Genomic DNA, 20,528 nt, shown 5'->3' on the forward strand with positions numbered 1-20,528 from the left:
ATGACCCAGCCCGGATCGGGGACCCGACCCGACGACGCGCGCCGGCACAACCGGGCCGTCCTGTTGCGCCGGCTGCACGTCGAGGGTCCCTGCACCCGCGCGACGCTGGCCGGCGAGCTCGGCCTCAACCGCAGCACGATCAAGGCGGTGGTGGACGGGCTCGCCGAGGCGGGCGTCGTCACCGAGGCCGTCCCGGCCCAGCGCTCCGGGGCCGGGCGGCCGTCGCTGCTGGTGCTGCCCGACCCGCAGGCGGCGGTGGTGCTCGCCGTCGACATCCGGGTCGAGCAGGTGGCGCTGGCGATGGTCGGCATCGGCGGCCAGATCCTGGGCCGGCACAGCTGGAACCTGCACCGCACCACCCGGCTGCCCGGCGAGGTGATCACCCACCTCGCCGAGTCCGCCGCCCTGTTGCGCGACGAGCTGGGCGTCGCCGAGCAGGCGGTCGGGGTGTCGGTGCCCGGCGTCGTGCGGCGCTCCGACGGCTTCGTGCACGAGGCGCCCAACCTCGGCTGGCGCGACGTCGAGCTGGGCACCCGGCTCGCCGCCGTCCTGGCCCGCCCGGTGCAGGTCGCCAACGACGCCGAGGCCGGTGCGCTCGCCGAGCACCTGCGCGGGATCGGCCGCGACGTCGCCGACATGGTCTATCTGTCGGCCGACGTCGGCGTGGGCGGAGGGGTCGTGTCCGGCGGGCAGCCGCTGCGCGGCACCGGCGGCTACGTCGGCGAGCTCGGCCACCTCATGGTCCGCCCGGACGGGCGGGAGTGCTTCTGCGGCTCGCACGGCTGCTGGGAGACCGAGGTCGGTGAGCCCGCGCTGTGCCGCGCGCTCGGCCTGCCCGAGGACACCCCGCGCGGGGTGCTCGTCGCGGAGCTGCGCGACCTGGCCGTCGTGCCCGGCCGGGCCGACCGGCTGCTGGAGGGCTACGCCGGGTGGATGGCCGCCGGGCTGGTCACGGTGGTGAACATGCTGGCCCCCGAGCTCGTGGTGCTGGGGGACCTGTTCGGGGCGCTGCCGCCGTCGGTGGTCGAGCGGGTCGGCTCCGAGCTGCGACGGCGCAGCCTGGTCAGCCGGGCGGCGGGCGGGACCCGGATCGCGGTGTCCCCGCTCGGCCGCGACGGCGCGCTGGTGGGCGCGGCCGAGCTGGCGTTCGAGCCGGTGCTGGCCGCGGTGTGAGGGTCAGGCGAGCAGGCCCGCCAGCTCGGGCAGCGCGCCGACGGTGAACGTCGGCGGGGTCAGGTACCCGGGCCAGGTGTCGCCGTGGCGGTCCAGCCAGGCCGTCGCCATCCCGACCCGGGCGGCGCCGTGCAGGTCCCACGGGTGCACCGCCACCAGCACCGCCTCGGAGGCTGCGACCCCGCAGGTCGCCAGCGCGTAGGAGTAGGAGGCGGGCGCGGGCTTCCAGATCCCGGCGTCCTCCACCGACAGCACGGCATCGAACTGCCCGCGCAGGCCGTGCCCGCCGAGCAGCCGCTCCGCGACCGACGGGGACCCGTTCGACAGCGTCACCAGCCGCAGCCCCGCGGCCCGCAGCGCGGCGACCCCGCCGTGCACGTCGTCGTGCACCGGCAGCTCCAGGAACCCCTCGACGACGTGCCGTGCGCCCGCGTCGGGGTCGGCGACGCCGTGCCGGCGCAGCAGCCCGGCCGCGGTCGCCGTCGCCAGCTCGGCGAAGGTCGTCAGCTCCCCACCGGTGGCCTGCGCCATGCCCTCGCGCAGGGTCGCGGCGAACCACAGCGGCCCGAGCCACTCCGGGGCGCCCAGCGCGGCGAACCGGGCCCCCATCGGGGTCAGGTCCGACAGGGTCTCGTTGACGTCGAACACCACGGTCGTGATCGCCATCCCCCTACCCTGACGGGTGTGAGCGCTCCCCGCACGGTGCTGGTCCTCGGCGGTACGACCGAGGGGCGGGCCGCGGCCGCCGCGCTGGCCGGCCGGGACGACGTCCGGGTCGTGTCGTCGCTGGCCGGGGCGGTGCGCAGCCCGGCCCTGCCCGACGGCGAGGTCCGCATCGGCGGGTTCGGCGGTGCCGAGGGGCTGGCCGCGCACCTGCGCGCCGAGCGGGTCGCGGCGGTGCTCGACGCCACCCATCCGTTCGCCTCGACGATGACCGCGAACGCGGCCGCCGCCTGCGCGGGGACCGGGGTGCCGCTGGTCGTGCTGCGCCGGCCGGGCTGGACGCCCGGGCCGGGGGACCGGTGGCACCGGGTCGCCTCGGTCGCCGCCGCCGCGGCCGCGCTGCCCGGCCTGCTCCCCGGCCCGGCCGGGCGGGTCCTGCTGACGACCGGCCGCGGGGGACTGGCGCACTTCGCGGGTGTCGACGCGGCGTTCTGGATCCGCGCGGTCGACCCGCCCGACGGCCCGCTGCCCGCCCACCACGAGCTGCTGCTCGACCGGGGCCCGTTCGCCCTCGACGACGAGCGCGCCCTGTTCGAGGCCGTGGTCCCGCACGTGCTGGTCACCAAGGACTCCGGCGGCGCGGCGACCGCGCCGAAGCTCACCGCGGCCCGGGAGCGCGGGGTGCCGGTCCTCGTCGTCGACCGGCCGCCGCTGCCCGGCGGGGTCGCGGTGGAGCCCACGGTGGACGCGGCGCTGGCCCGGCTGCTCGGGGACTGATCACCAGGGGACCGGCTCGCCGGTCCAGTCGACGAAGGTGCCGGTCGGGCCGCCGTCGGGGGCCAGCAGGAGCCGCACCGCGCCGGCGGCGGCCTCGGCCGGGTCCCCGGCGGACGCGGCCGCGCGGGCGTTGAGGTTGGTCGCCCGCAGCCCCGGGGCCAGCGCGTTCACCGCGATCCCGGCGTCGGCGAGCGCCTGGGCGTAGGACACGGTGAGCGCGTTCAGCGCCGTCTTCGACGACCGGTAGGCCACCGCACCCCCGCCCGTGCGGTGGTCGAACTGCCGGTTCGGGCCGGTGCTCCAGGTCAGCGACCCGGTCCCGCTGGAGAGGTTGAGGATCCGCGGGTGCGCCGAGCGCCGCAGCGCGGGCAGGAACGCGTTGGTCACCGTGACGACGCCGAACACGTTCACCTCGTAGATCCGGCGCAGCTCCTCGGCGGTCGACTCCGGGGCCGTCGCGAACGAGTCGCCCAGCCCGGCGTTGTTCACCAGCAGGTCCACCCGCTCGACGGCGGCGGCCGCCGCCGCGACCGAGGCCGCGTCGGTCACGTCCAGTGCGAGCGGCCGGGCGCCCGCGCCGAGCGCGGCGACCGCGTCCGCACCGCGGCCGGCGTCGCGGGCGCCGACGTACACGGTGAGCCCCGCGGCCAGCAGCCCGCGGGCGATCTCGAACCCGATCCCGCTGTTCGCGCCGGTGACGACGGCGACGTCGCCCGCACCCGGTCCGGTCGGCTCGGTCATGACGGTCTCCAATCCCAACTCCAACGATGGCGTTGGAGATGAGCGTACGCCGCCTCGCTACCGTGCGGGGCATGGCCTGGGACACCGAGGGGACACGCCGGCGGCTGAAGGACGCGGCCACGGCCGAGTTCGCCGAGCGCGGCCGCGAGGGCACGACGATGAGCCGCATCGCCGCCCGGGCCGGGATCAACAAGGAGCGCCTCTACAGCTACTTCGGCGACAAGCAGGCACTCTGGGACCTCGTGCTGGCCGAGCAGCTCGAGCTGCTCGCCGCCGGTGTCCGCGCGACCGGGACCGGCCTCGACGACGTGGGCGAGTTCGCCGGGGCCACGTTCGACCACCACGCCGACCACCCGGTGCTCGCCCGGCTGCTGCAGTGGGAGGGCCTGGACGGCACCGGGCGCGTCGCCGGGCGGGAGGGGCGCAGCCGGCACTACCGGGAGAAGGTCGAGCGGTTCGCGGCCGCACAGCGGGCCGGCACCATCGACGACGGCCTCGACCCGGCCCACCTGGTGTTCGCGCTGATCGCGCTGGCCGCCTGGTGGCACACGGTGCCCCAGCTCGCCTCGATGCTGACCGGTGCCGAGCCCGGTGATCCGGCCGAGCGGGCCGCGCGCCGGGCCTTCGTCGTGGAGGCCGCCCGGCGGCTCGCCGCGCCGCGACGGTCCCCGGCCGACGGGCCCGGCCCGGGTCGGGTGTAGCGGCCGGGGTCCAGCTCGTCGATCTCGAGCCGCAGGCCGTCCGCCGGTCCGGGGGCGGGCGGGGCTCAGGGCAGGCCGACGAGGATCCCGCCCGGCTCGGGGGCCGCGGCCAGCGCCCCGGCGAGGGCGTCCAGCCCGGTCCGCCGGGTGACCAGCCGGCCCGGGTCGAGCCGCCCGTCGGCGACGAGTGCCATCAGCTCCGGGTAGTCCGCGGCGGCCATGCCGTGGCTGCCGGTGACGGTCAGCTCGTGCGCGATCATCAGCGGCACCGGCACCACCGGCTCCCGAGTGAGCAGGCCGACCTGCACCAGCGTCCCCTGCCTGCGCAGCGACCGGACGCCGAGGTCCAGGGCGTCCGCGCGGCCCGCGGCCTCCACCGCGAGGCGGGCGCCGCCGCCGACGGCCCCGCGCACCGCGTCCGGGCCGTCCGCGGTGTCCACGGCCGCGACCGCGCCCAGCTCGACCGCCCGGGCCCGCGCCGCGGGCGAGGGGTCCGCGACGACCGCCTCGGCACCCAGCGCCGACGCGATCAGCACCGCGGCCAGCCCGACCCCGCCCGCCCCGAGCACGAGGACCCGCTCGCCGGCCTCCAGTCCGCCGCGCCCGACCAGCGCCCGGTGCGCGGTGGCGACCCGGCAGCCGAGCAGTGCGGCCCCGGCGGCGTCGGCGTCGTCGGGGACCGGCACCAGGTTGTGGTCGGCGTGGTGCAGCGCGACGAGCTCGGCGAAGGACCCGTCGTGGGTGAACCCGGGCTGCTGCTGGTGCGGGCAGACCTGCGCGCGGCCCGCCCGGCAGTCCGGGCAGACCCCGCAGCCGCAGACGAACGGCGTCGTGACCCGGTCACCGGCCCGGAACCGGGTGACCCCGGCGCCGGTCGCGACCACGTGCCCGACCAGCTCGTGGCCGGGCACGTGCGGGAGCGTCACGTCACCGTCGTGCCCGGCCCAGGCGAACCGGTCGCTGGCGCACAGCCCGGTCGCCTCCACCCGCACGACCACCCCACCCGCGGGCGGGGTGGGGTCCGGCAGGTCCACGACCTCGGGCGGTGCGCCGAACGCGGTGATCCGTACTGCTCGCATGGGGGTGATCCTCCCAGGCCCGATATGCTCGCCGTCCGAGGGAAAGGGGTGGTGCGGTGTACGCCGCGATCCTGTTCGACATGGACGGCACGCTGGTGGAGTCCGACGAGGCGGTCGCCCGCTCCTGGGCCGCCTGGGCGCGCGAGTACGGCGTCGCCGGGGCCGACCTGGTCCGCGTCGCGCACGGGGTACCCAGCGACGGCACGATCCGACTGCTGCGCCCGGACCTGTGCGGCGCGGCGCTCGACGCCGCCGCGGCCCGCCAGCTGGAGCTGCAGTACGACGACCTCGACGACGTCGACGCGCTGCCCGGGGCACACGCCCTGCTCGCCGCCCTCGACGCGGCGCGGGTCCCGTGGGCCGTCGTGACCAGCGCCGACCGGCGGCTCGCCGCGGCCCGCCTCGGCGCCGCCGGGATCGACGCGCCGGTGCTCGTCGCCCGCGACGACGTGCGGCACGGCAAGCCGGACCCGGAGGGCTACCGCGCCGCCGCGGCCGCGCTCGGGGTGGACCCGGCCGCCTGCCTGGTCGTGGAGGACGCCGAGGCCGGGCTCGCCGCCGGCCGGGCCGCCGGCGCGGCGACCGCGGCGCTGCGGGGCCTCGACGGGGACCTGCGACCCGCCGGCCTGCCCGAGCTGACGGCCCTGCTGGGGCTCGCCGACGCGGTCAGACCGGCCGGGTCATGACGACCAGACCCGGGCCGGGATCGCCGTCGGCGACGAACCCGGTCCGGACGTAGAAGGCGATCGCCCGGGCGTTGCCCGGCTCCACCTTCAGCGACAGCGTGGCCGAGCCCAGCTCGCGCGCGGCCGCGACGACGGCGTCGACGAGCGCGTCGGCCAGCCCGGTCCCGCGCGCGTCGGGATGGACCCACATGCCGTAGAGCTGCCCGTCGCCGTCGTCACCGGTCCGCCAGCAGGCGGTGCCGACCGGCCGGTCGCCGTCGAAGGCGCCGAAGCGGACGTGCTCGGCCAGGACCGCCCGCCAGGCGGCCGGTTCCATGGCCGCCTGCTCGCGGTAGAAGTCGCTGTCCTCACCGAAGCCGTCCCGTACCGAGGCGAGCCGGGCCGCGCGGGCCGGCTCCCAGTCGTCGGGCCCGAAGCGCCGCACCTGCAGTTGCACGGCGTGACGCTAGCGCGGAACCGGTAGCCGTCACGATGTCGACAACCGGCGGATGTGATCAGTCGGTCGTCGTGCCGCCGGGGCCGTAGTGCCGGGGGGTGAACACGACGGTCGCGCCGCCGCGCTCGACCGCACGGGTCGTCGACGAGCCGACCACCACCAGCGTGCGCATGTCGACCTGCTCCGGGTCCAGCTCGCCCAGGGTGGTGACGACGATCCGCTGCCCGGCACCGCCGACGTCGCGGCCCAGCACCACCGGGGTCTCCGGTGCACGGTGCTCCAGCAGCACGTCACGGGCCGCGCCGACCTGCCACGGCCGGGCCTTCGAGCGCGGGTTGTAGATCGCGATCGCCAGGTCCGCCGCGGCCACGGCACGCAGCCGGTCCGCGACCACGTCCCACGGCTTGAGCCGGTCCGACAACGAGATCAGGGCGTGGTCGTGCCCGAGCGGGGCACCGACGGCGGCCGCCACGGCCTGGGCCGCGGACATGCCGGGCAGCACCCGGACCGGGACGTCGTGGTACTTCGGCTCCGCGGCCACCTCCAGCACCGCGGTCGCCATCGCGAACACCCCCGGGTCCCCGGCGGAGACGACGGCGACCCGCCGCCCCGAGGCGGCCAGGTCCAGCGCGTGCGCCGCCCGCTCGGACTCGACCTTGTTGTCCGAGGCGTGCCGGGTCTGACGCGGGTTCGGCGGCACCCGGTCCAGGTAGGGGCCGTAGCCGACGAGGTCGTCCACCTCCGACAGGGCGCGGGCGACCTGCGGGGTCAGCCAGTCCCGCCCGGCGGGACCGGTCCCGACCACGACGACCTCACCCGGCCCGCGCACCGACCGCTCCTCGGCCGCCGCGCCGCCGGGCTCCGCGACGGACGCGACGGCCTCCTCGGGCACCGAGGCGGCGACCTCGCCGGGGACCAGGGCGATCGCGAAGTAGGGCACGTCCGAGGGGTCCACGTCGGACAGCGCACCGGTCCGCTGGCCCTCCATCGTGGCCCGCTCGACGTAGCGGGCCCGGTCGAGCACGCCGGCGTCGGCCATCGCCCCGCGGACCGTGGTGAAGGTGCGCCCGAGCTTCATCACCGCCGCCGAGTCGGTGCCCGCGAGCCGCCGCGCCAGCTCCTCGCGGGGCAGCGTGCCCGGCAGCACGGTGAGCACCTCGTCGCGCTCCACCAGCGGCTGCCCGATCGCCGCGGCGGCGCCGCTGATCGAGGTGACGCCCGGGACGACCTCGGTCGGGTAGCGCCCGGCCAGCCGCTTGTGCATGTGCATGTAGGAGCCGTAGAAGAGCGGGTCGCCCTCGGCGAGCAGCACGACGTCGCGGCCTGCGTCGAGGTGCGCGGCGAGCCGGGCGGCGGCCTCGGTGTAGAACGCGTCGATCGCGCCCTGGTAGCCGCCGGGGTGGTCGGTGGCCTCGGTGGTGACCGGGTAGACCAGCGCCTCCTCGATCGCGGTGCCCGACAGGTGCGGCTCGGCGATCCGGCGCGCGATGGAGCGCCCGTGCCGGGCGGAGTGGTAGGCGATGACGTCGGCGTCGCGGACGAGCCGGGCGGCCTTGATCGTCGTCAGCTCCGGGTCGCCGGGGCCGAGCCCGACGCCGTACAGGGTGCCGGTCACGCGATGATCTCCTGTTCGTGGGCCAGCGCGTTCAGCGCCGCCGCGGTGATCGCCGACCCGCCACGACGGCCGTGGACGACGAGGTGCTCCAGGTCGGTCCGCTCGGCGAGGGCGGCCTTGGACTCGGCGGCGCCGATGAACCCCACCGGGATGCCGATGATCGCGGCCGGGCGGGGTGCGTCGCCGCGGTCGATGAGGTCCAGCACGTGGAACAGCGCGGTCGGGGCGTTCCCGATCGCGAGCACCGCGCCCTCGAAGCGGTCGGCGAGCAGCTCCAGCGCGGCCGCGGACCGGGTGTTGCCGATCCGGCGCGCGTGGTCGGGCACCCGGGCGTCGCGCAGCAGGCAGAGCACCTCGTTGTCCGCGGGCAGCCGGGCGGCGGTCACCCCGGAGGCGACCATCATCGCGTCGCACAGGATCGGGGCACCGGCGCGCAGCGCGGCGCGGGCGGCCGCGACGACGCCGTCGGAGGCGGCGATGTCGTCGACGAGGTCGACCTGGCCGCAGGCGTGGATCATGCGGACGGCGATGTCGTCGACGCCGGGCGGGAGCCCGGAGAGGTCGGTCTCCGCGCGTATCGTCGCGAACGAGCGGCGGTAGATCTCGTTGCCGTCGGTGATGTAGTCGTACCCGCTCAGCGGAGCACTCCTGTTCTTCCGTCGATGCGATAGGTGTCCGCCCCGGTGGCGACGGCATCGATGTGCGGTGTGTGCGGGGCGCCGCAGCGGCGGGCGCATCCCACGACGTGCATCGGCCGGTCCGGGCCGCCGCGCCGGACCAGGCTCCGGGCGTCGGCGCGGACGTCGGCGAGGGACTTCGCGCAGCCCGGCGACCCGGCGCAGGCGCTGACCCGCAGCGCGGGGTGCCCCGGGTCGACGACGAGCCCCGCCGCCGCCAGCCGGGCCGCGGCACCGGGGGCGGGGGTGGGCAGGACGAGGGTGCGCCACGGGGTGACCAGCAGCTCCGGGGCCTCCTCGGCCAGCAGGTCCAGCTGTCCGGCCGACAGCTCCCCGAGCACCGGCGCCACCCCCAGCGCCCCGCTCCCCAGGGCCCCGACGAGCACCGGGCCGGGCGCCGCGGGCGTGGCGTCGGCGTCCCGGGGGCCCGCCGGACGCGACGGCCGGTGCCCGCGCAGCCGGGCCGGGATCCCGGTCGCGGCCCCGGGCAGCTCCGCGGCGCGCCAGGCCCGCGCGGAAGGGTCGGCGGTGTGGGCGGCCCGCAGGTCGAGGAACGCCGCGGCCGCGTCGAGCAGCAGTTCCGGAGCCTCGGCGGGGGGACAGGACAGGCCGGTCGCGGCGCCCGCCACGACCAGCTCGCCCCCGTCGGAGCCCCGCGCCCGCCAGCACAGGTCGGGACGCTCCGCGGCGACGTCGCCGCGGCCGTCGTCGAGGGCGAACAGGAACCGGCCGGGCAGCGCCGACAGCGCGGGGCGCGCGCACAGGCCGCGGTCGAGCGCGGTGGCCAGGCCACGGACGTCGGCGAGGCCGCCGTCGATCCCCGACAACGGGGAGGCCAGCACGTTGCGGACCCGCTCGTGGGTCGTCGACGGCAGCAGCCCGGCCGCCGTCAGCCGCTCCACCGGGCGCGGGTCGGCCGGGTCGAGGCCGCGCAGCTGCAGGTTCCCGCGCGAGGTCAGGTGCACCGCGCCGTCCCCGGCGTCGCGGGCCAGCGCCGCGACCGCCCGCAGGCCCGCCGCGGTGACGGTCCCGCCGGGCAGCCGGACCCGCGCCAGGGCCCCGTCCGCCGCCGCGTGCGGTGAGACGACGCCGGGGCAGGCGTCGGCGCGGGTACGGGTGGTCGGCGACGGCACGCCGGACACTGTAGGCATCCGCGACGGGCGGGGGGACCCGTCGGGGCGGCGGTCACACCTCGTCAGGTGTTCAGGTCACGGCAGGTACCGGCGGGCACCGGAGTAGGTCGCGTCGAACCGCACCGGGGTCACCCGGACCGGGGTGGCCGCGTCGAAGGCCTCGATCATCGTGCCGTCGCCGGCGTACATCGCGACGTGCGTCGCGGGGGAGTTCCAGAACAGCAGGTCACCGGGCCGCAGGTCGGCGGGGTCGTCGACCGGGCGCCCGCCGCGGGACTGGTCGGAGGCGTCCCGCCCGACGGTGATCCCGTGCAGGGCGTAGGACAGCCCGGTCAGCCCCGAGCAGTCCGGGCCGAACCCGGAGCGCCCGCCCCACAGGTAGGGGCGGTCCAGGAACAGCCGCGCGGTCGTGACCAGACCCTCTCCGGTCGGGGAGGGCGGGGCCCCTCCGCGGAGCTCACCCGCCGCCAACCACGCCTGGCCGCCGCCGGGCAGCGCGACCCGGACCGCGTCGCCCGCCTCGCCGACGACCGGCAGCCGGGTGCCCACGCTGACCTCGCGCAGCCGCTCGGTGCGCGCCGCGTCGCGGTACAGCCAGGCCGTCGCGACGCCGTCGACGGTGCCGGTGGGCGCCCCCGCGGCGAGCGCGCCGAACGCGGGGTCGTCGACGAGCTGGACCGCCGGGACCCAGCCGGGGTAGCCGCGGCCGTCCTTGCCCGACGGCTGGCCGGGCACGACGACCCGCGCCCAGCCGTCGCGGCGCTCGGTCACGGTCACCGGGGCGCCGAGCAGCGCCTGGGTCTGGGTGCGCGAGGCGGTGGTGAGCTCGCGGCGGTCCGCGCTGCTCATCGACCCCATCCACGCGGCCGGGTCGGCCGGGGCGGCGACGGCGGCCCGGTCCCGCGGGCGCGGGCTGTCCGGGGAGGTCCACACGGTCGCGACCGACACGGCGACGAAGGTGTGCCCCGGTCCGTCGGCGGCCGCGGGCAGGGCGACCGCGGGCAGGACGGCGCAGCCGAGCACCGCGGCGAACAGGACGGACAGGACACGGGGCACGGCGGGGACTCTCGACAGCCGGGTGCGCCGGGGCAAGCAGCCACACCGCCGGGTCACCACGACGGGTGGAGTGGCCCCGCCCACATGGGTGGGTTCTGATGGTGCGGTGCGCCCCCACCGGATCACCGCGGCCGTCGTGACGGTGCTGGCCCTGCTCCTGGCCGGCTGCGGTGCGGGCTCGCGCACCCCGGCCGCGACGGCGACCCTCGTGCCGTGCGAGTTCCCGCCGCCCGCGCAGAGCCTCGACGTGCGGGTGCTGGCCTACAACTCCTCGGCCGTCGACCCGTTCACGAACACGATGGTCCGCAGCTGCTCGAGGAACGGCGTGACGCTGCGCCACGAGCCGATCGACTTCGCCGGGCAGACGCAGAAGACCATCGCGACGCTGTCCGGGCGCTACGGCACCTACGACATCGTCGAGACCTACGGGCTGGTCGTGCCGCAGTTCGCCGCGACCGGGAAGCTGCGCCCGCTCGACGACCTCGTCGCCCGGTACCGCGAGGAGTACGGCCTGGACCGGCTGAGCCCGGAGATGCTGGCGGCGCTGTCCTACGACGGGAAGCTCTACGGGCTGCCGACCATGGCCCAGCCGTTCACGCTCGTCTACCGCCGCGACGTGTTCGACCGGCTCGGCCTCGCTCCACCCCGCACCTTCGCCGAGCTGCGCGAGGTCGCGGCGCGGGTGCAGCGCGACGGCGGGATCCGCTACCCGCTGGCGCTGCCGCTGCTCGCGAGCGCCGACATCGCCACCGCCTACGACGCCGCGCTCGGCTCGCTCGGCACCGACTACGTCGACCGCGACACCGGCCGGCCGAACTTCACCACCCCGGCCGCGGCGCGGGCGTTCACCGAGCTGCGGTCGCTGCTGCCGTTCATGGACCCGCAGGTCACGACGTTCGCCCAGCCCGCGGTGCAGCAGCAGATGTACAACGGCTCGGCCGCGATCGCGATCATGTACAGCGGCCGGATGTTCGACCTGGTGCAGGAGCGCAACAGCCGCTTCTCCCGGGAGTTCGCGTTCGCCCCGCCGCCGTCGGTCGCCGGTGGCGACGTGCTCTACAACTCGCTGTCGGTCGACGGCTGGGCGATCCCGGCCAACACCGAGGTCGACCCGGACCTGCTGTTCCGGTTCCTGGCCGCGTCGGTGGGGCCCGAGTCGGCGCGCGCGGCGGTGCCCGCGGCGTTCCCGTCGCGGCTGGGCAGCGTGACGCCGGCGAGCAGCCCGTTCGCGCCGGCGCAGCTGGCGGCGCTGGGGAAGGCCCCGCCGCCCGAGCCGTTCCCGTGGACCTCGCGCATCTCGGTCGCGACGCGGCCGGTGGTGGCCGACGTGCTGGCCGGGCGGGTCTCCGTGGAGCAGGGGCAGCAGCGGATGCAGGACATCGCGACGGCGATCGTCGCCGAGTACCGGGAGGTGGGCTGAGCCGCGAGGTGGGCTGAGCCGCCCGGACGTCGTCCGGCCCTTGTCAGGTCCGGCCCGCAACTTCTAGTGTATGCGTATGCATCTCACTGAAGCGGACCTGCGGCGTATCGGCTCGCCCGTCACCGTGGCGAAGGCGCCGGCCGTCGCCGACAGCGCGGACCTGCGCGACCCGGCCGTGGTCGCCACCGTCTCGGAGATGCTGCGCACCATCTCCGCAGGCGGGATGGACGCGGTGCTGCGCTACGCCCGTGACCTCGACGGGTTCACCGGCTCCGACCTGCTCGTCGGTCCCGCCGAGCTCGCCCGGGCCGGGGACGAGCTGCCTGCGGACCTGCGTACGGCGCTCGACGCGGGAGCCGACCGGACCCGCCGGTTCGCCGGGATGCAGCGTGCGCGGCTGCAGGACTTCGAGGAGGAGGTGCTGCCCGGGGTCGTGTGCGGGCAGCGACTGGTCCCCGTGCAGAACGTCGGTGCCTACCTCCCCGCGGGCCGGTTCCCGCTGTTGGCCGGCGCGTTCATGACCGTCGGCGTGGCCGGGGTCGCGGGCGTGCCGAACGTCGTCGCGGCCACCCCGCCCTCGCGCGACGGCCGCCCGCACCCGGCCGTGCTCTACGCGGCGCACATCAGCGGTGCCGACGCGGTCTACGCCGTCGGCGGTGTGCAGGCGCTCGCGGCCATGGCGTTCGGGCTGCTCGACGGGACGCCCTCGGACATGATCGTCGGCGCCGGCAACGCCTACGTGGCCGAGGCCAAGCGCCAGCTCTACGGGCAGGTGGGCATCGACGTGCTGGCCGGGCCGTCGGAGGTCGCCGTGATCGCCGACGACACCGCCGACGCCGCGACCGTCGCCGCGGACCTGCTGGCCCAGGCCGAGCACGGACCGACCTCGCCGGCATCCCTGGTCACGACCTCCGGTCGGCTCGCCGAGGAGGTGCCGCGGGAGGTCGAGAAGCAGCTCGCGGGACTGGCGACCGCTCCGGTCGCCGGGGTGGCCTGGCGGGACCACGGCACGGTCTACCTGGCACCGGACCGGGAGACGGCCGCCCGGGTCATGGACACCCTCGCTCCGGAGCACCTCGAGGTGATCGCCGAGGACCTCGACTGGTGGCTGGGCCGGCTGCGCAACTACGGATCGCTGTTCCTCGGCCCGCACTCGACGGTGGCCTACGCCGACAAGGGCATGTCCGGTACCAACCACGTGCTGCCGACGACCCGGGGCGCGCGCTACACCGGCGGGCTGTCGGTGGCGGGCTTCCTCAAGCAGTTGACCTACCAGCGGGCGACCCGCGGGGCGACGCGCGCCCAGGCCGGGCCGACGGTCACCGTCTCGGACTTCGAGCAGCTCGTCGGGCATCGCGACAGCGCCCGCATCCGACTCGACGCACTCCGGGACTGATCGCGCATGCGTATGTACCGTGGGGGCGCTTCCGGCGGCCGTGGCGCCCGTCCGCCGATGGTCGCGGTGGTGGTCACCGTCGTCCTGCTGCTCGCAGGGTGCGGCGCCGGGTCGCGGACCCCCGCCGCCACCGCCACGCTCGTCCCGTGCGACTTTCCACCGCCACCGTCGTCGGTGGACGTCAACGTCCTGGCCTACAACTCCTCGGCGATCGACCCGTTCACCAACTCGATGGTGCGCAGCTGTTCCAAGGACGGGGTGACCCTGCACCACGAGCCGGTCGACTACGCGGGCCAGTCGCAGAAGACGACGGCCACGCTGGCCGGGCGCTACGGCACCTACGACATCCTCGAGACCTACGGCTTCGTCGTCCCGCAACAGGCCTCGACCGGCAAGCTGCACCCGCTCGACGACCTGATGAGCCGCTACGGCGCGCAGTTCGGGCTCGACCGGCTCGACCCGCAGATGCGCGCGGCGCTGTCCTACGACGGGAAGCTCTACGGCATCCCGATGCAGGCGCAGACCTTCGTCATGGCCTACCGCCGCGACGTGTTCGACCGCCTCGGCATCACCCCGCCGCGGACCTTCGCCGAGCTGCGCGAGGTCGCAGGCCGCATCCAGCGCGACGGCGGGATCCGCTACCCGCTGGCGCTGCCGCTGCTGGCGAGCTCGGACGTCGCGACGGCCTACGACGCGGCACTGGGCTCGCTGGGCACCGACTACGTCGACCGGGACACCGGCCGCCCGAACTTCGACACCCCGCAGGCCGCGACGGCCTTCACCGAGCTGCGGTCGCTTCTGCCGTTCATGGACCCGCAGGTCACGACGTTCGCCCAGCCCGCGGTGCAGCAGCAGATGTACAACGGCTCGGCCGCGATCGCGATCATGTTCAGCGGCCGGATGCTCGACCTCACCCAGCCGTCGAACAGCCGGTTCGCGACCGACTTCGCGTTCGCCCCACCGCCGTCGGTTGCCGGCGGGGACGTCCTCTACAACGCCCTCTCGGTGGACGGCTGGGCCATCCCGGAGAACACCGAGGTGGACAAGGACCTGCTGTTCCGGCTGGTCGCCGCGTCGGTGGGGGAGGAGTCGTCGCGGGCCGCTGTGCCCGCGGCGTTCCCGGCCCGCGAGGGCATGGTGACCCCGGCGAGCAGCCCGTTCGCCGCGGCCCAGCTCGACGCGATCGGCCGGGCGTCCCCGCCGGAGCCGTTCCCGTGGACCTCCCGGATCAGCAACGAGACCCGCCCGGTCGTCGCCGACGTGCTGGCCGGACGGACGACGATCGCGGACGGTCAGCAGCGGATGCAGGAGATCGCCACCGCGATCGTCGCCGAGTACCGGCGCTGACCCCTTCCACCACCCACGAGAGCGAGGTGAGGCGATCATGCGCAGGCGCGAGTTCCTGGGACTGGTCTCCCCGAGCCTGCTGGTGATGCTCGGCCTGCTGCTGTTCCCGCTCTACAAGACCGTGGAGTGGAGCCTGCAGCGGGTCAACTACGGCGAACCCGGCACCTTCCTCGGCCTGGACAACTACGCCCAGGCCCTGTCCGACCCCCGGCTCGGGCGGGCGGTGCTGTTCACCGTCGGCCTGACCGTCGCCGTCGTCGCCGTCCTGCTGGTCGGGGGCTACCTGCTCGCCGTGCTGGTCAACGGGCTCGGCCGGTCCCGCCCCTGGGTGCTCGGCGTGCTCCTGGTGTCCTACGTCGTGCCCAACGTCGTCGGCGCGACGATGTTCTCCTGGCTGTTCGACTCCAACTTCGGCGGCGTCGTCGACTACCTGATCACCGAGCTCACCGGGGCCGAGATCCTCTGGTTCACCGAGCCGTGGGCGAACCGGGTGATGATCGGTCTCAACACGGTCTGGTTCATGCTGCCGTTCGCCATGCTGGTGATCCTCGCCGGGTTGCAGGGCGTCCCGGGGGAGATCGTCGAGGCGGCCCGGATCGACGGCGCCACCGGCTGGCGGGTGCACTGGCACGTGATCGTGCCGAGCATCCGGGGCGTCCTCACCTTCGTCTCGATCATCTCGATCATGGACGTGCTGCGGACGTTCGACCAGCTCGTCCCGCTCTCGCCGCAGGCACCGCAGATCGGCAACGAGTCGATCATGCTCTACATCTACAACATCGCCTTCCAGGACGGCGGCCAGCAGCTGGGGCTCGGCAGCGCGATCAACGTGCTGCTGATCGTCCTGATCGTGCTGTTGCTCTCCCCGTTCATCCGGGACATGGCCAAGGAGGCCCGCCAGTGAGCAGCGTGCAGACCGCCCCGCCCGCCACCACCCCCGGCCTGTCCGACGACGCCGGCCCCGCCCCGGCCCGCCGCCGCCCACGCGGGCGGACCGTGCTGGTCGGCGGCCTGCTGCTGGTGATCTGCTGGGTGATGCTGAGCCCGGTGCTGTGGACGGCCATGTCGGTCACCAAACCGACCGACGTCGCCTTCCTCGACCCGCCGGTGTTCACCTGGGAGCCCACGTTCACCGCGTTCGTCGACCTGTGGCAGACCACCGAGTTCTACCGATATCTGCTCAACACGCTGGTGGTCGCCCTGATCAGCACGGTGGTCGCGCTGCTCATCGGCATCCCGGCCGCCTACGCGCTGTCGCGCTACCCGGGCTGGGTCTCGGTCGCGCTGCTCATCGCCGCGCTGATCTTCCGCGCGCTGCCCCGCTTCGCGGTCGTCCTGCCGATGTACGAGCTGTCGCGCTCGCTGGGGATCTACGACACGACCTTCGCCGTCGCCGCCGCACTGGTGGCGATCAACCAGCCGTTCTCGATCTGGCTGCTGCGCAACTTCTTCGCCGAGATCCCCAAGGAGCTCGACGAGGCCGCGATGCTCGACGGTTGCAGCCGGTTCCAGATCTTGTGGCGCGTCATGGTGCCGCTGATGGGGCCGGGCATCCTGACCGCGGGGATCTTCATGTTCCTGTTCGCGTTCCAGGAGTACCTGACGGCGAACGTCCTCACCGACGTCGTCGCCCGCACCGTCCCGGTCTTCATCGCCACCCAGCTGGGCCAGACGCTGCCGATGCTGCAGCAGGCCGGCGCCGCCGCGATCCTGCTGACCCTGCCGGTGATCGGGTTCGCCTTCGTCGCCCAGCGCTACCTGGTGGCCGGGCTGGGCGCGGGCTCGGTCAAGGGCTGAGCGGTGTCCGACACCCCGCCGCTGGTCCTGCTGCCGGGCATGAACTGCTCGGCGCGGCTGTGGGGCCCGGCGGGGGCCGGGGCCCTGCACCCGGTGCTCGACCGTCCCGACCTCGACGGGCAGGTCGACGCGCTGCTGGCCGCGTTGCCCGACCGGTTCGTCCTCGCCGGGCTCAGCCTGGGCGGCATCGTCGCGATGGCGCTGACCCGACGGGCCCCGGACCGGGTCGTCGGGCTGTGCCTGATGGCGACCAACGCCCGTCCGCCGACGCCCGGGCAGCGCGCGGGCTGGGCCGCTGCGCTCACGCGGCTCGACGACGGCGCCCCCGCCCGCGCCCTGCAGCCCCTGGAGCTGCTGCTGCACGACCGGTCGCACGACGACACCGCACTGCGGATGGCCGACGAGACGGGGGAGCGGCGGCTCGCGGCCCAGCTGCGGCTGCAGGACACCCGGGTCGACGAGCGCCCCGCCCTGGCCACCGTCGCGGTTCCGACCCTGGTGCTCGCCGGGGAGCGGGACCGGTTGTGCCCGGTCGAGCGGCATACCGAGATCGCCGGGCTGGTGCCGGGCGCCCGGCTGCACGTGCTGCCGGGCGCCGGTCACCTGCTCCCGGTCGAGGCCGCGGACACGGTGGCGACGCTGGCGGGGGACTGGCTGGCCGAGGTGCACCGGTCGCTCCGCCCGCTGATCGATGAGCCCGACGCCCGGGCAGTGGTCCCGTGGTCGCGTGCTGATCCGACGCCCGCGCGGTGATCGGCTGTTCGCGCGTGTCGGGACGCGCGCGACGACCGGCCCTGCGCGCGCAGCGCGGATCACCTCGAGGTCGGGAGCCGAGGCGCCCACCTGTCCGCACGATCAGCACGAGCGAGGGTTCCGGTGCCGTCCATGGCACCGGAACCCTCGCTCGTGGCGATCACGCCGGCTCAGCCCGTCGCCGCGGCCAGCTCCCGGAACGACGCCATCATGACCGCGGTCAGGTTGTAGACCACCAGCTGCGCCCCACCCGCGAACGACGCCGCGGCCGCATCCGCCGAACCCGCCAGGTCGGCCCGTACGGCGTCCCGGACCGCCGGGTCGGCGCGCACCGACTCCAGCATCCCGGCGACGGACGGGTCGGTGCCCGTGCAGGACGCACCCAGGTCCGCGACGCCGACGAGCCAGCCGTCGATCCCGTCCACGCCGACGATCTCCCCGGCGCGCGCGAGGGCGCCGGGCGACTCCAGCATCGCCACGACCAGCACGTCCTCAGCCGCCGCGCGATGCTGCTCGGCGGTGACGCTGCCGAACCTCCCCGCCCGCGGGTAGGTCGCGAATCCCCGTGTGCCGTGCGGGGGATAGCGCAGCGCCCGCACCAGTGCCGTGGCCTGTGCGGCGTCCTCCACGTGCGGGGCGACGATCCCGCGGGCGCCCTGGTCGAGGGCGCGCTGGGCCAGGTGGTGCTCGTCCTCGCCGGGGCGGACGAGCACCGGCAGGCCGTGTGCGTCGGCGAACGCGATGTGGGTGCGCAGCATCGACACGTCGGCCGGCCCGTGCTCGCAGTCGATCAGCACGAAGTCCAGGCCGGCGACGGCGAGCATCTCCACGATCTCCTCGCAGGGCATCCGCACCAGCGCCCCGGCGAGCCGCTCCCCGGCGGCGACCCGTGCCCTCACGCGATCATCCCGGCGGACAGGTCGACGTCGGCGCCGGACAGCCCCGGCATGGCGAGCATCGCGACGACGGCCGCGCCCACCTCGTCGGCGGTGATCATCCGGCCGAGCGCGGCCCGCCCGACGAACGCCGCACGCGCCGCGGCGACGTCGGTGCCGGTCCGCTGCGCCTCCAGAGCGAAGTTCCGGTCCATCCGGTCGCCCTCGACGGGGCCGGGGGACAGCGCGTTGACCCGCACCCCGGCCGGTCCGGCCTCGAACGCGAGCGTCGAGGTCAGTCCGAGCACCGCCGTCTTCGACGCGCAGTAGGGCGTGCGCCGGGCCAGCGGCCGCTTGCCGGACACCGAGGCCACGTTGACCACGTCGCCGTCGCCGCGGTCGAGCATCGGGGGCAGGAACGCCCGGCACACAAGGTAGGTGCCGCGCACGTTCACCGCGAACACCTCGTCCCACTCCTGCGGGGTCACCTCGACCAGCGGGGCCACCGGACCGGCGATCCCGGCGTTGTTGACGACGATCGAGACCTCCTCGTCGGCGAGCCGGGCCGCCAGGTCCGCGACGGAGTCCGGGTCGGCGACGTCGCACACCTCGGCCCGGGCGGCGGGCCCGAGCCGGGCCGCGGTCGCGGCGAGGGCGTCGGCACGCCGCCCGGCCAGCACGACCCGCGCCCCGGCACGGGCCAGGTGCGACGCGATCGCCGCACCCAGCCCGCTGCCGCCGCCGGTCACCAGCGCGATGCGGCCCGTGACCGGTCGGCTCACGACCCGGCCGCCGGTGCGGCCGGGGTGGCGGCCGTGACGTCGTCGAGCCAGCCGAACCGGTCGCCGCCGTGCCGCCAGGCCCGCAGGTCCCCGGAGCGGGCGTGCCCCTCGAACAGCTCCACCCGCGACGCGCGCCCGCACACCCGGCCGAGCTCGGCGCTCGCCGCGGGGTCGCGGACCTCCTGGTAGGTGCAGGTCTTGAGGTACTTGCCGACCCACAGCCCGCCCGTGTAGCGCGCGGCACCGAGCGTCGGGAGCACGTGGTTCGTGCCGATCACCTTGTCCCCGTAGGACACGCAGGTGTTCTCCCCGAGGAACAGCGCACCGTAGTTGCGCATCCGCTCCAGGGCGTCGCGGGGCTCGGCGGTGAGGACCTGGACGTGCTCGGAGGCGAGGTCGTCGGCGACCCGCCACATCTCGTCGGCGTCGTCGCAGACCACGATCCGGCCGTGGTCGTGCCACGCGGGCCCGGCCAGGTCGTTCGTGGGCAGGCCCGGCAGCAGCCGCCCGACTAGGTCGAGCACGGCCCGGCCCAGCGTCGCGGAGGTCGTGACGAGCACGGCGGGGGAGTCCGGGCCGTGCTCGGCCTGCGACAGCAGGTCGACGGCGACGGTCAGCGGGTCCGCGGTGTCGTCGGCGACGACGAGGATCTCGGTGGGACCGGCGAACAGGTCGATGCCGACCTCGCCGAAGAGCTGCCGCTTCGCCTCCGCCACATAGGCGTTGCCCGGCCCGGCCAGCATGTCGACCGGGGAGACCGACTCGGTGCCCAGCGCCATCGCCGCGACGGCCTGGACCCCGCCGAGGACGTGGATCTCGTCGGCGCCGGCCAGGTGCATCGCCGCCACCGTCGCCGCCGGGACCTCGCCGCGGATCGGGGGCGTGCACGCGACCACGTGCGGCACCCCCGCGGCCTTCGCGGTCACGATCGTCATGTGTGCCGACGCCGTCAGCGGGTACCGCCCACCGGGCACGTACGCACCCGCCGAGCCGACCGGGACGTGCCGGTGCCCGAGGACCACGCCGGGCAGGGTCTCGACCTCGACGTCGTGCAGGGACTCCCGCTGCACCCGCGCGAACCCGCGTACCTGGTCCTGCACGAACCGGATGTCGTCGACGACCTGCTGCGGCAGCGACGCGACCAGCTCGTCGACCCGCGCGGGGGTCAGGCGCTCCGGGGCGCGGCCGTCGAACCGGTCCGCGCACTCCCGCACCGCCGCGTCGCCGCGTGTCCGTACGTCGTCCACGATCGCACGCACCCGTGCGGCGACGCCCTCGTCGCTGCGACGCGGAGCCGACCCCGTCGCACTCTTCAGTTCCTGCGGCATTCCGTCCTCCCTGGGCATAGCATACGTATGCGCTACGGCTCAGCAGTGAACGGTGGTGACGCGCCGCTGTCAAGGGTGCGACCCGGCGCGCAC

General features: G+C 75.7%; 21 protein-coding genes. 10 read left to right on the forward strand and 11 right to left on the reverse strand.

Annotated features, from left to right (window positions below):
* A complete protein-coding gene (locus tag KPL57_RS44595) occupies positions 1 to 1,173 on the forward strand; it encodes an ROK family protein (RefSeq protein WP_226356399.1) in 1,173 nt (390 codons plus the stop codon).
* Between the two features lie 3 nt (positions 1,174 to 1,176).
* Here KPL57_RS44595 and KPL57_RS44600 read toward each other — a convergent pair whose 3' ends face one another.
* Positions 1,177 to 1,839 (reverse strand): haloacid dehalogenase type II, encoded by a 663-nt coding sequence (locus KPL57_RS44600; protein WP_226356400.1) that lies wholly within the window; start codon positions 1,837 to 1,839, stop codon positions 1,177 to 1,179.
* A gap of 18 nt (positions 1,840 to 1,857) precedes the next feature.
* Here KPL57_RS44600 and KPL57_RS44605 point away from each other — a divergent pair, with 18 nt between their 5' ends.
* The gene (locus KPL57_RS44605; RefSeq protein WP_226356401.1) at positions 1,858 to 2,613 is read left to right on the forward strand and encodes a cobalt-precorrin-6A reductase; all 756 of its coding nucleotides are present in this window, start codon (positions 1,858 to 1,860) and stop codon (positions 2,611 to 2,613) included.
* Here KPL57_RS44605 and KPL57_RS44610 read toward each other — a convergent pair whose 3' ends face one another.
* Entirely contained in the window at positions 2,614 to 3,354 is a 741-nt protein-coding gene (locus KPL57_RS44610) for an SDR family NAD(P)-dependent oxidoreductase (protein WP_226356402.1), read from the reverse strand.
* Between the two features lie 71 nt (positions 3,355 to 3,425).
* Here KPL57_RS44610 and KPL57_RS44615 point away from each other — a divergent pair, with 71 nt between their 5' ends.
* A complete protein-coding gene (locus KPL57_RS44615; protein WP_226356403.1) occupies positions 3,426 to 4,055 on the forward strand; it encodes a TetR family transcriptional regulator in 630 nt (209 codons plus the stop codon).
* Between the two features lie 65 nt (positions 4,056 to 4,120).
* On the opposite strand, the gene KPL57_RS44620 is transcribed toward KPL57_RS44615, so the two are convergent.
* Complete coding sequence (locus KPL57_RS44620) at positions 4,121 to 5,134, reverse strand: alcohol dehydrogenase catalytic domain-containing protein (protein ID WP_226356404.1); 1,014 nt, start codon at positions 5,132 to 5,134, stop codon at positions 4,121 to 4,123.
* A 56-nt stretch (positions 5,135 to 5,190) separates the two neighbouring features.
* On the opposite strand from KPL57_RS44620, the gene KPL57_RS44625 reads away from it, so the two are divergent.
* Positions 5,191 to 5,820 carry an HAD-IA family hydrolase gene (locus KPL57_RS44625; RefSeq protein ID WP_226356405.1) on the forward strand — a complete coding sequence of 210 codons (630 nt, stop codon included), beginning with the start codon at positions 5,191 to 5,193 and terminating at the stop codon, positions 5,818 to 5,820.
* On the opposite strand, the gene KPL57_RS44630 is transcribed toward KPL57_RS44625, so the two are convergent.
* The 5 genes from KPL57_RS44630 to KPL57_RS44650 all read right to left on the reverse strand — a co-directional run bounded on the left by KPL57_RS44630 (position 5,801) and on the right by KPL57_RS44650 (position 10,737).
* Complete coding sequence (locus KPL57_RS44630) at positions 5,801 to 6,256, reverse strand: GNAT family N-acetyltransferase (RefSeq protein WP_100880341.1); 456 nt, start codon at positions 6,254 to 6,256, stop codon at positions 5,801 to 5,803. The genes KPL57_RS44625 and KPL57_RS44630 overlap by 20 nt on opposite strands.
* 58 nt (positions 6,257 to 6,314) lie before the next feature.
* Positions 6,315 to 7,871: a precorrin-2 C(20)-methyltransferase gene (locus KPL57_RS44635; RefSeq protein WP_226356406.1), complete on the reverse strand. Its 1,557-nt coding sequence runs from the start codon at positions 7,869 to 7,871 to the stop codon at positions 6,315 to 6,317.
* A complete protein-coding gene (locus tag KPL57_RS44640; protein WP_226356407.1) occupies positions 7,868 to 8,608 on the reverse strand; it encodes a precorrin-8X methylmutase in 741 nt (246 codons plus the stop codon). The genes KPL57_RS44635 and KPL57_RS44640 overlap by 4 nt, the downstream gene beginning before the upstream one ends.
* Positions 8,506 to 9,681: a nitrite/sulfite reductase gene (locus tag KPL57_RS44645; protein WP_226356408.1), complete on the reverse strand. Its 1,176-nt coding sequence runs from the start codon at positions 9,679 to 9,681 to the stop codon at positions 8,506 to 8,508. Before KPL57_RS44645 ends, KPL57_RS44640 begins: the two co-directional genes overlap by 103 nt.
* A gap of 75 nt (positions 9,682 to 9,756) precedes the next feature.
* On the reverse strand, positions 9,757 to 10,737 hold the full coding sequence (locus KPL57_RS44650) for an NlpC/P60 family protein (RefSeq protein WP_226356409.1): 981 nt from the start codon (positions 10,735 to 10,737) through the stop codon (positions 9,757 to 9,759).
* Positions 10,738 to 10,843: 106 nt separating this feature from the next.
* Here KPL57_RS44650 and KPL57_RS44655 point away from each other — a divergent pair, with 106 nt between their 5' ends.
* The 6 genes from KPL57_RS44655 to KPL57_RS44680 all read left to right on the forward strand — a co-directional run bounded on the left by KPL57_RS44655 (position 10,844) and on the right by KPL57_RS44680 (position 17,450).
* Positions 10,844 to 12,157, forward strand: a complete 1,314-nt coding sequence (locus KPL57_RS44655) for an extracellular solute-binding protein (protein ID WP_226356410.1) — start codon at positions 10,844 to 10,846, stop codon at positions 12,155 to 12,157.
* 76 nt (positions 12,158 to 12,233) lie between these two features.
* Positions 12,234 to 13,553: a histidinol dehydrogenase gene (gene hisD, locus KPL57_RS44660; RefSeq protein WP_226356411.1), complete on the forward strand. Its 1,320-nt coding sequence runs from the start codon at positions 12,234 to 12,236 to the stop codon at positions 13,551 to 13,553.
* A 57-nt stretch (positions 13,554 to 13,610) separates the two neighbouring features.
* Positions 13,611 to 14,900, forward strand: coding sequence for an ABC transporter substrate-binding protein (locus tag KPL57_RS44665; RefSeq protein WP_226356412.1), 1,290 nt, complete (start codon positions 13,611 to 13,613; stop codon positions 14,898 to 14,900).
* 37 nt (positions 14,901 to 14,937) lie between these two features.
* Positions 14,938 to 15,804: a carbohydrate ABC transporter permease gene (locus KPL57_RS44670; RefSeq protein ID WP_060712432.1), complete on the forward strand. Its 867-nt coding sequence runs from the start codon at positions 14,938 to 14,940 to the stop codon at positions 15,802 to 15,804.
* Positions 15,801 to 16,697 carry a carbohydrate ABC transporter permease gene (locus tag KPL57_RS44675; RefSeq protein ID WP_226356413.1) on the forward strand — a complete coding sequence of 299 codons (897 nt, stop codon included), beginning with the start codon at positions 15,801 to 15,803 and terminating at the stop codon, positions 16,695 to 16,697. Before KPL57_RS44670 ends, KPL57_RS44675 begins: the two co-directional genes overlap by 4 nt.
* 3 nt (positions 16,698 to 16,700) lie before the next feature.
* A complete protein-coding gene (locus tag KPL57_RS44680) occupies positions 16,701 to 17,450 on the forward strand; it encodes an alpha/beta fold hydrolase (protein WP_226356414.1) in 750 nt (249 codons plus the stop codon).
* A gap of 170 nt (positions 17,451 to 17,620) precedes the next feature.
* Here KPL57_RS44680 and KPL57_RS44685 read toward each other — a convergent pair whose 3' ends face one another.
* The 3 genes from KPL57_RS44685 to hisD (KPL57_RS44695) are packed head-to-tail and all read right to left on the reverse strand — an operon-like array spanning position 17,621 to position 20,435.
* Positions 17,621 to 18,349, reverse strand: a complete 729-nt coding sequence (locus KPL57_RS44685; RefSeq protein WP_226356415.1) for an HpcH/HpaI aldolase/citrate lyase family protein — start codon at positions 18,347 to 18,349, stop codon at positions 17,621 to 17,623.
* On the reverse strand, positions 18,346 to 19,107 hold the full coding sequence (locus KPL57_RS44690; RefSeq protein WP_226356416.1) for an SDR family NAD(P)-dependent oxidoreductase: 762 nt from the start codon (positions 19,105 to 19,107) through the stop codon (positions 18,346 to 18,348). The genes KPL57_RS44685 and KPL57_RS44690 overlap by 4 nt, the downstream gene beginning before the upstream one ends.
* Positions 19,104 to 20,435, reverse strand: a complete 1,332-nt coding sequence (gene hisD, locus KPL57_RS44695; protein ID WP_226356417.1) for a histidinol dehydrogenase — start codon at positions 20,433 to 20,435, stop codon at positions 19,104 to 19,106. The genes KPL57_RS44690 and hisD (KPL57_RS44695) overlap by 4 nt, the downstream gene beginning before the upstream one ends.
* Positions 20,436 to 20,528: the final 93 nt, after the last annotated feature.

It is taken from the genome of Pseudonocardia sp. ICBG601 (genome assembly GCF_020496245.1).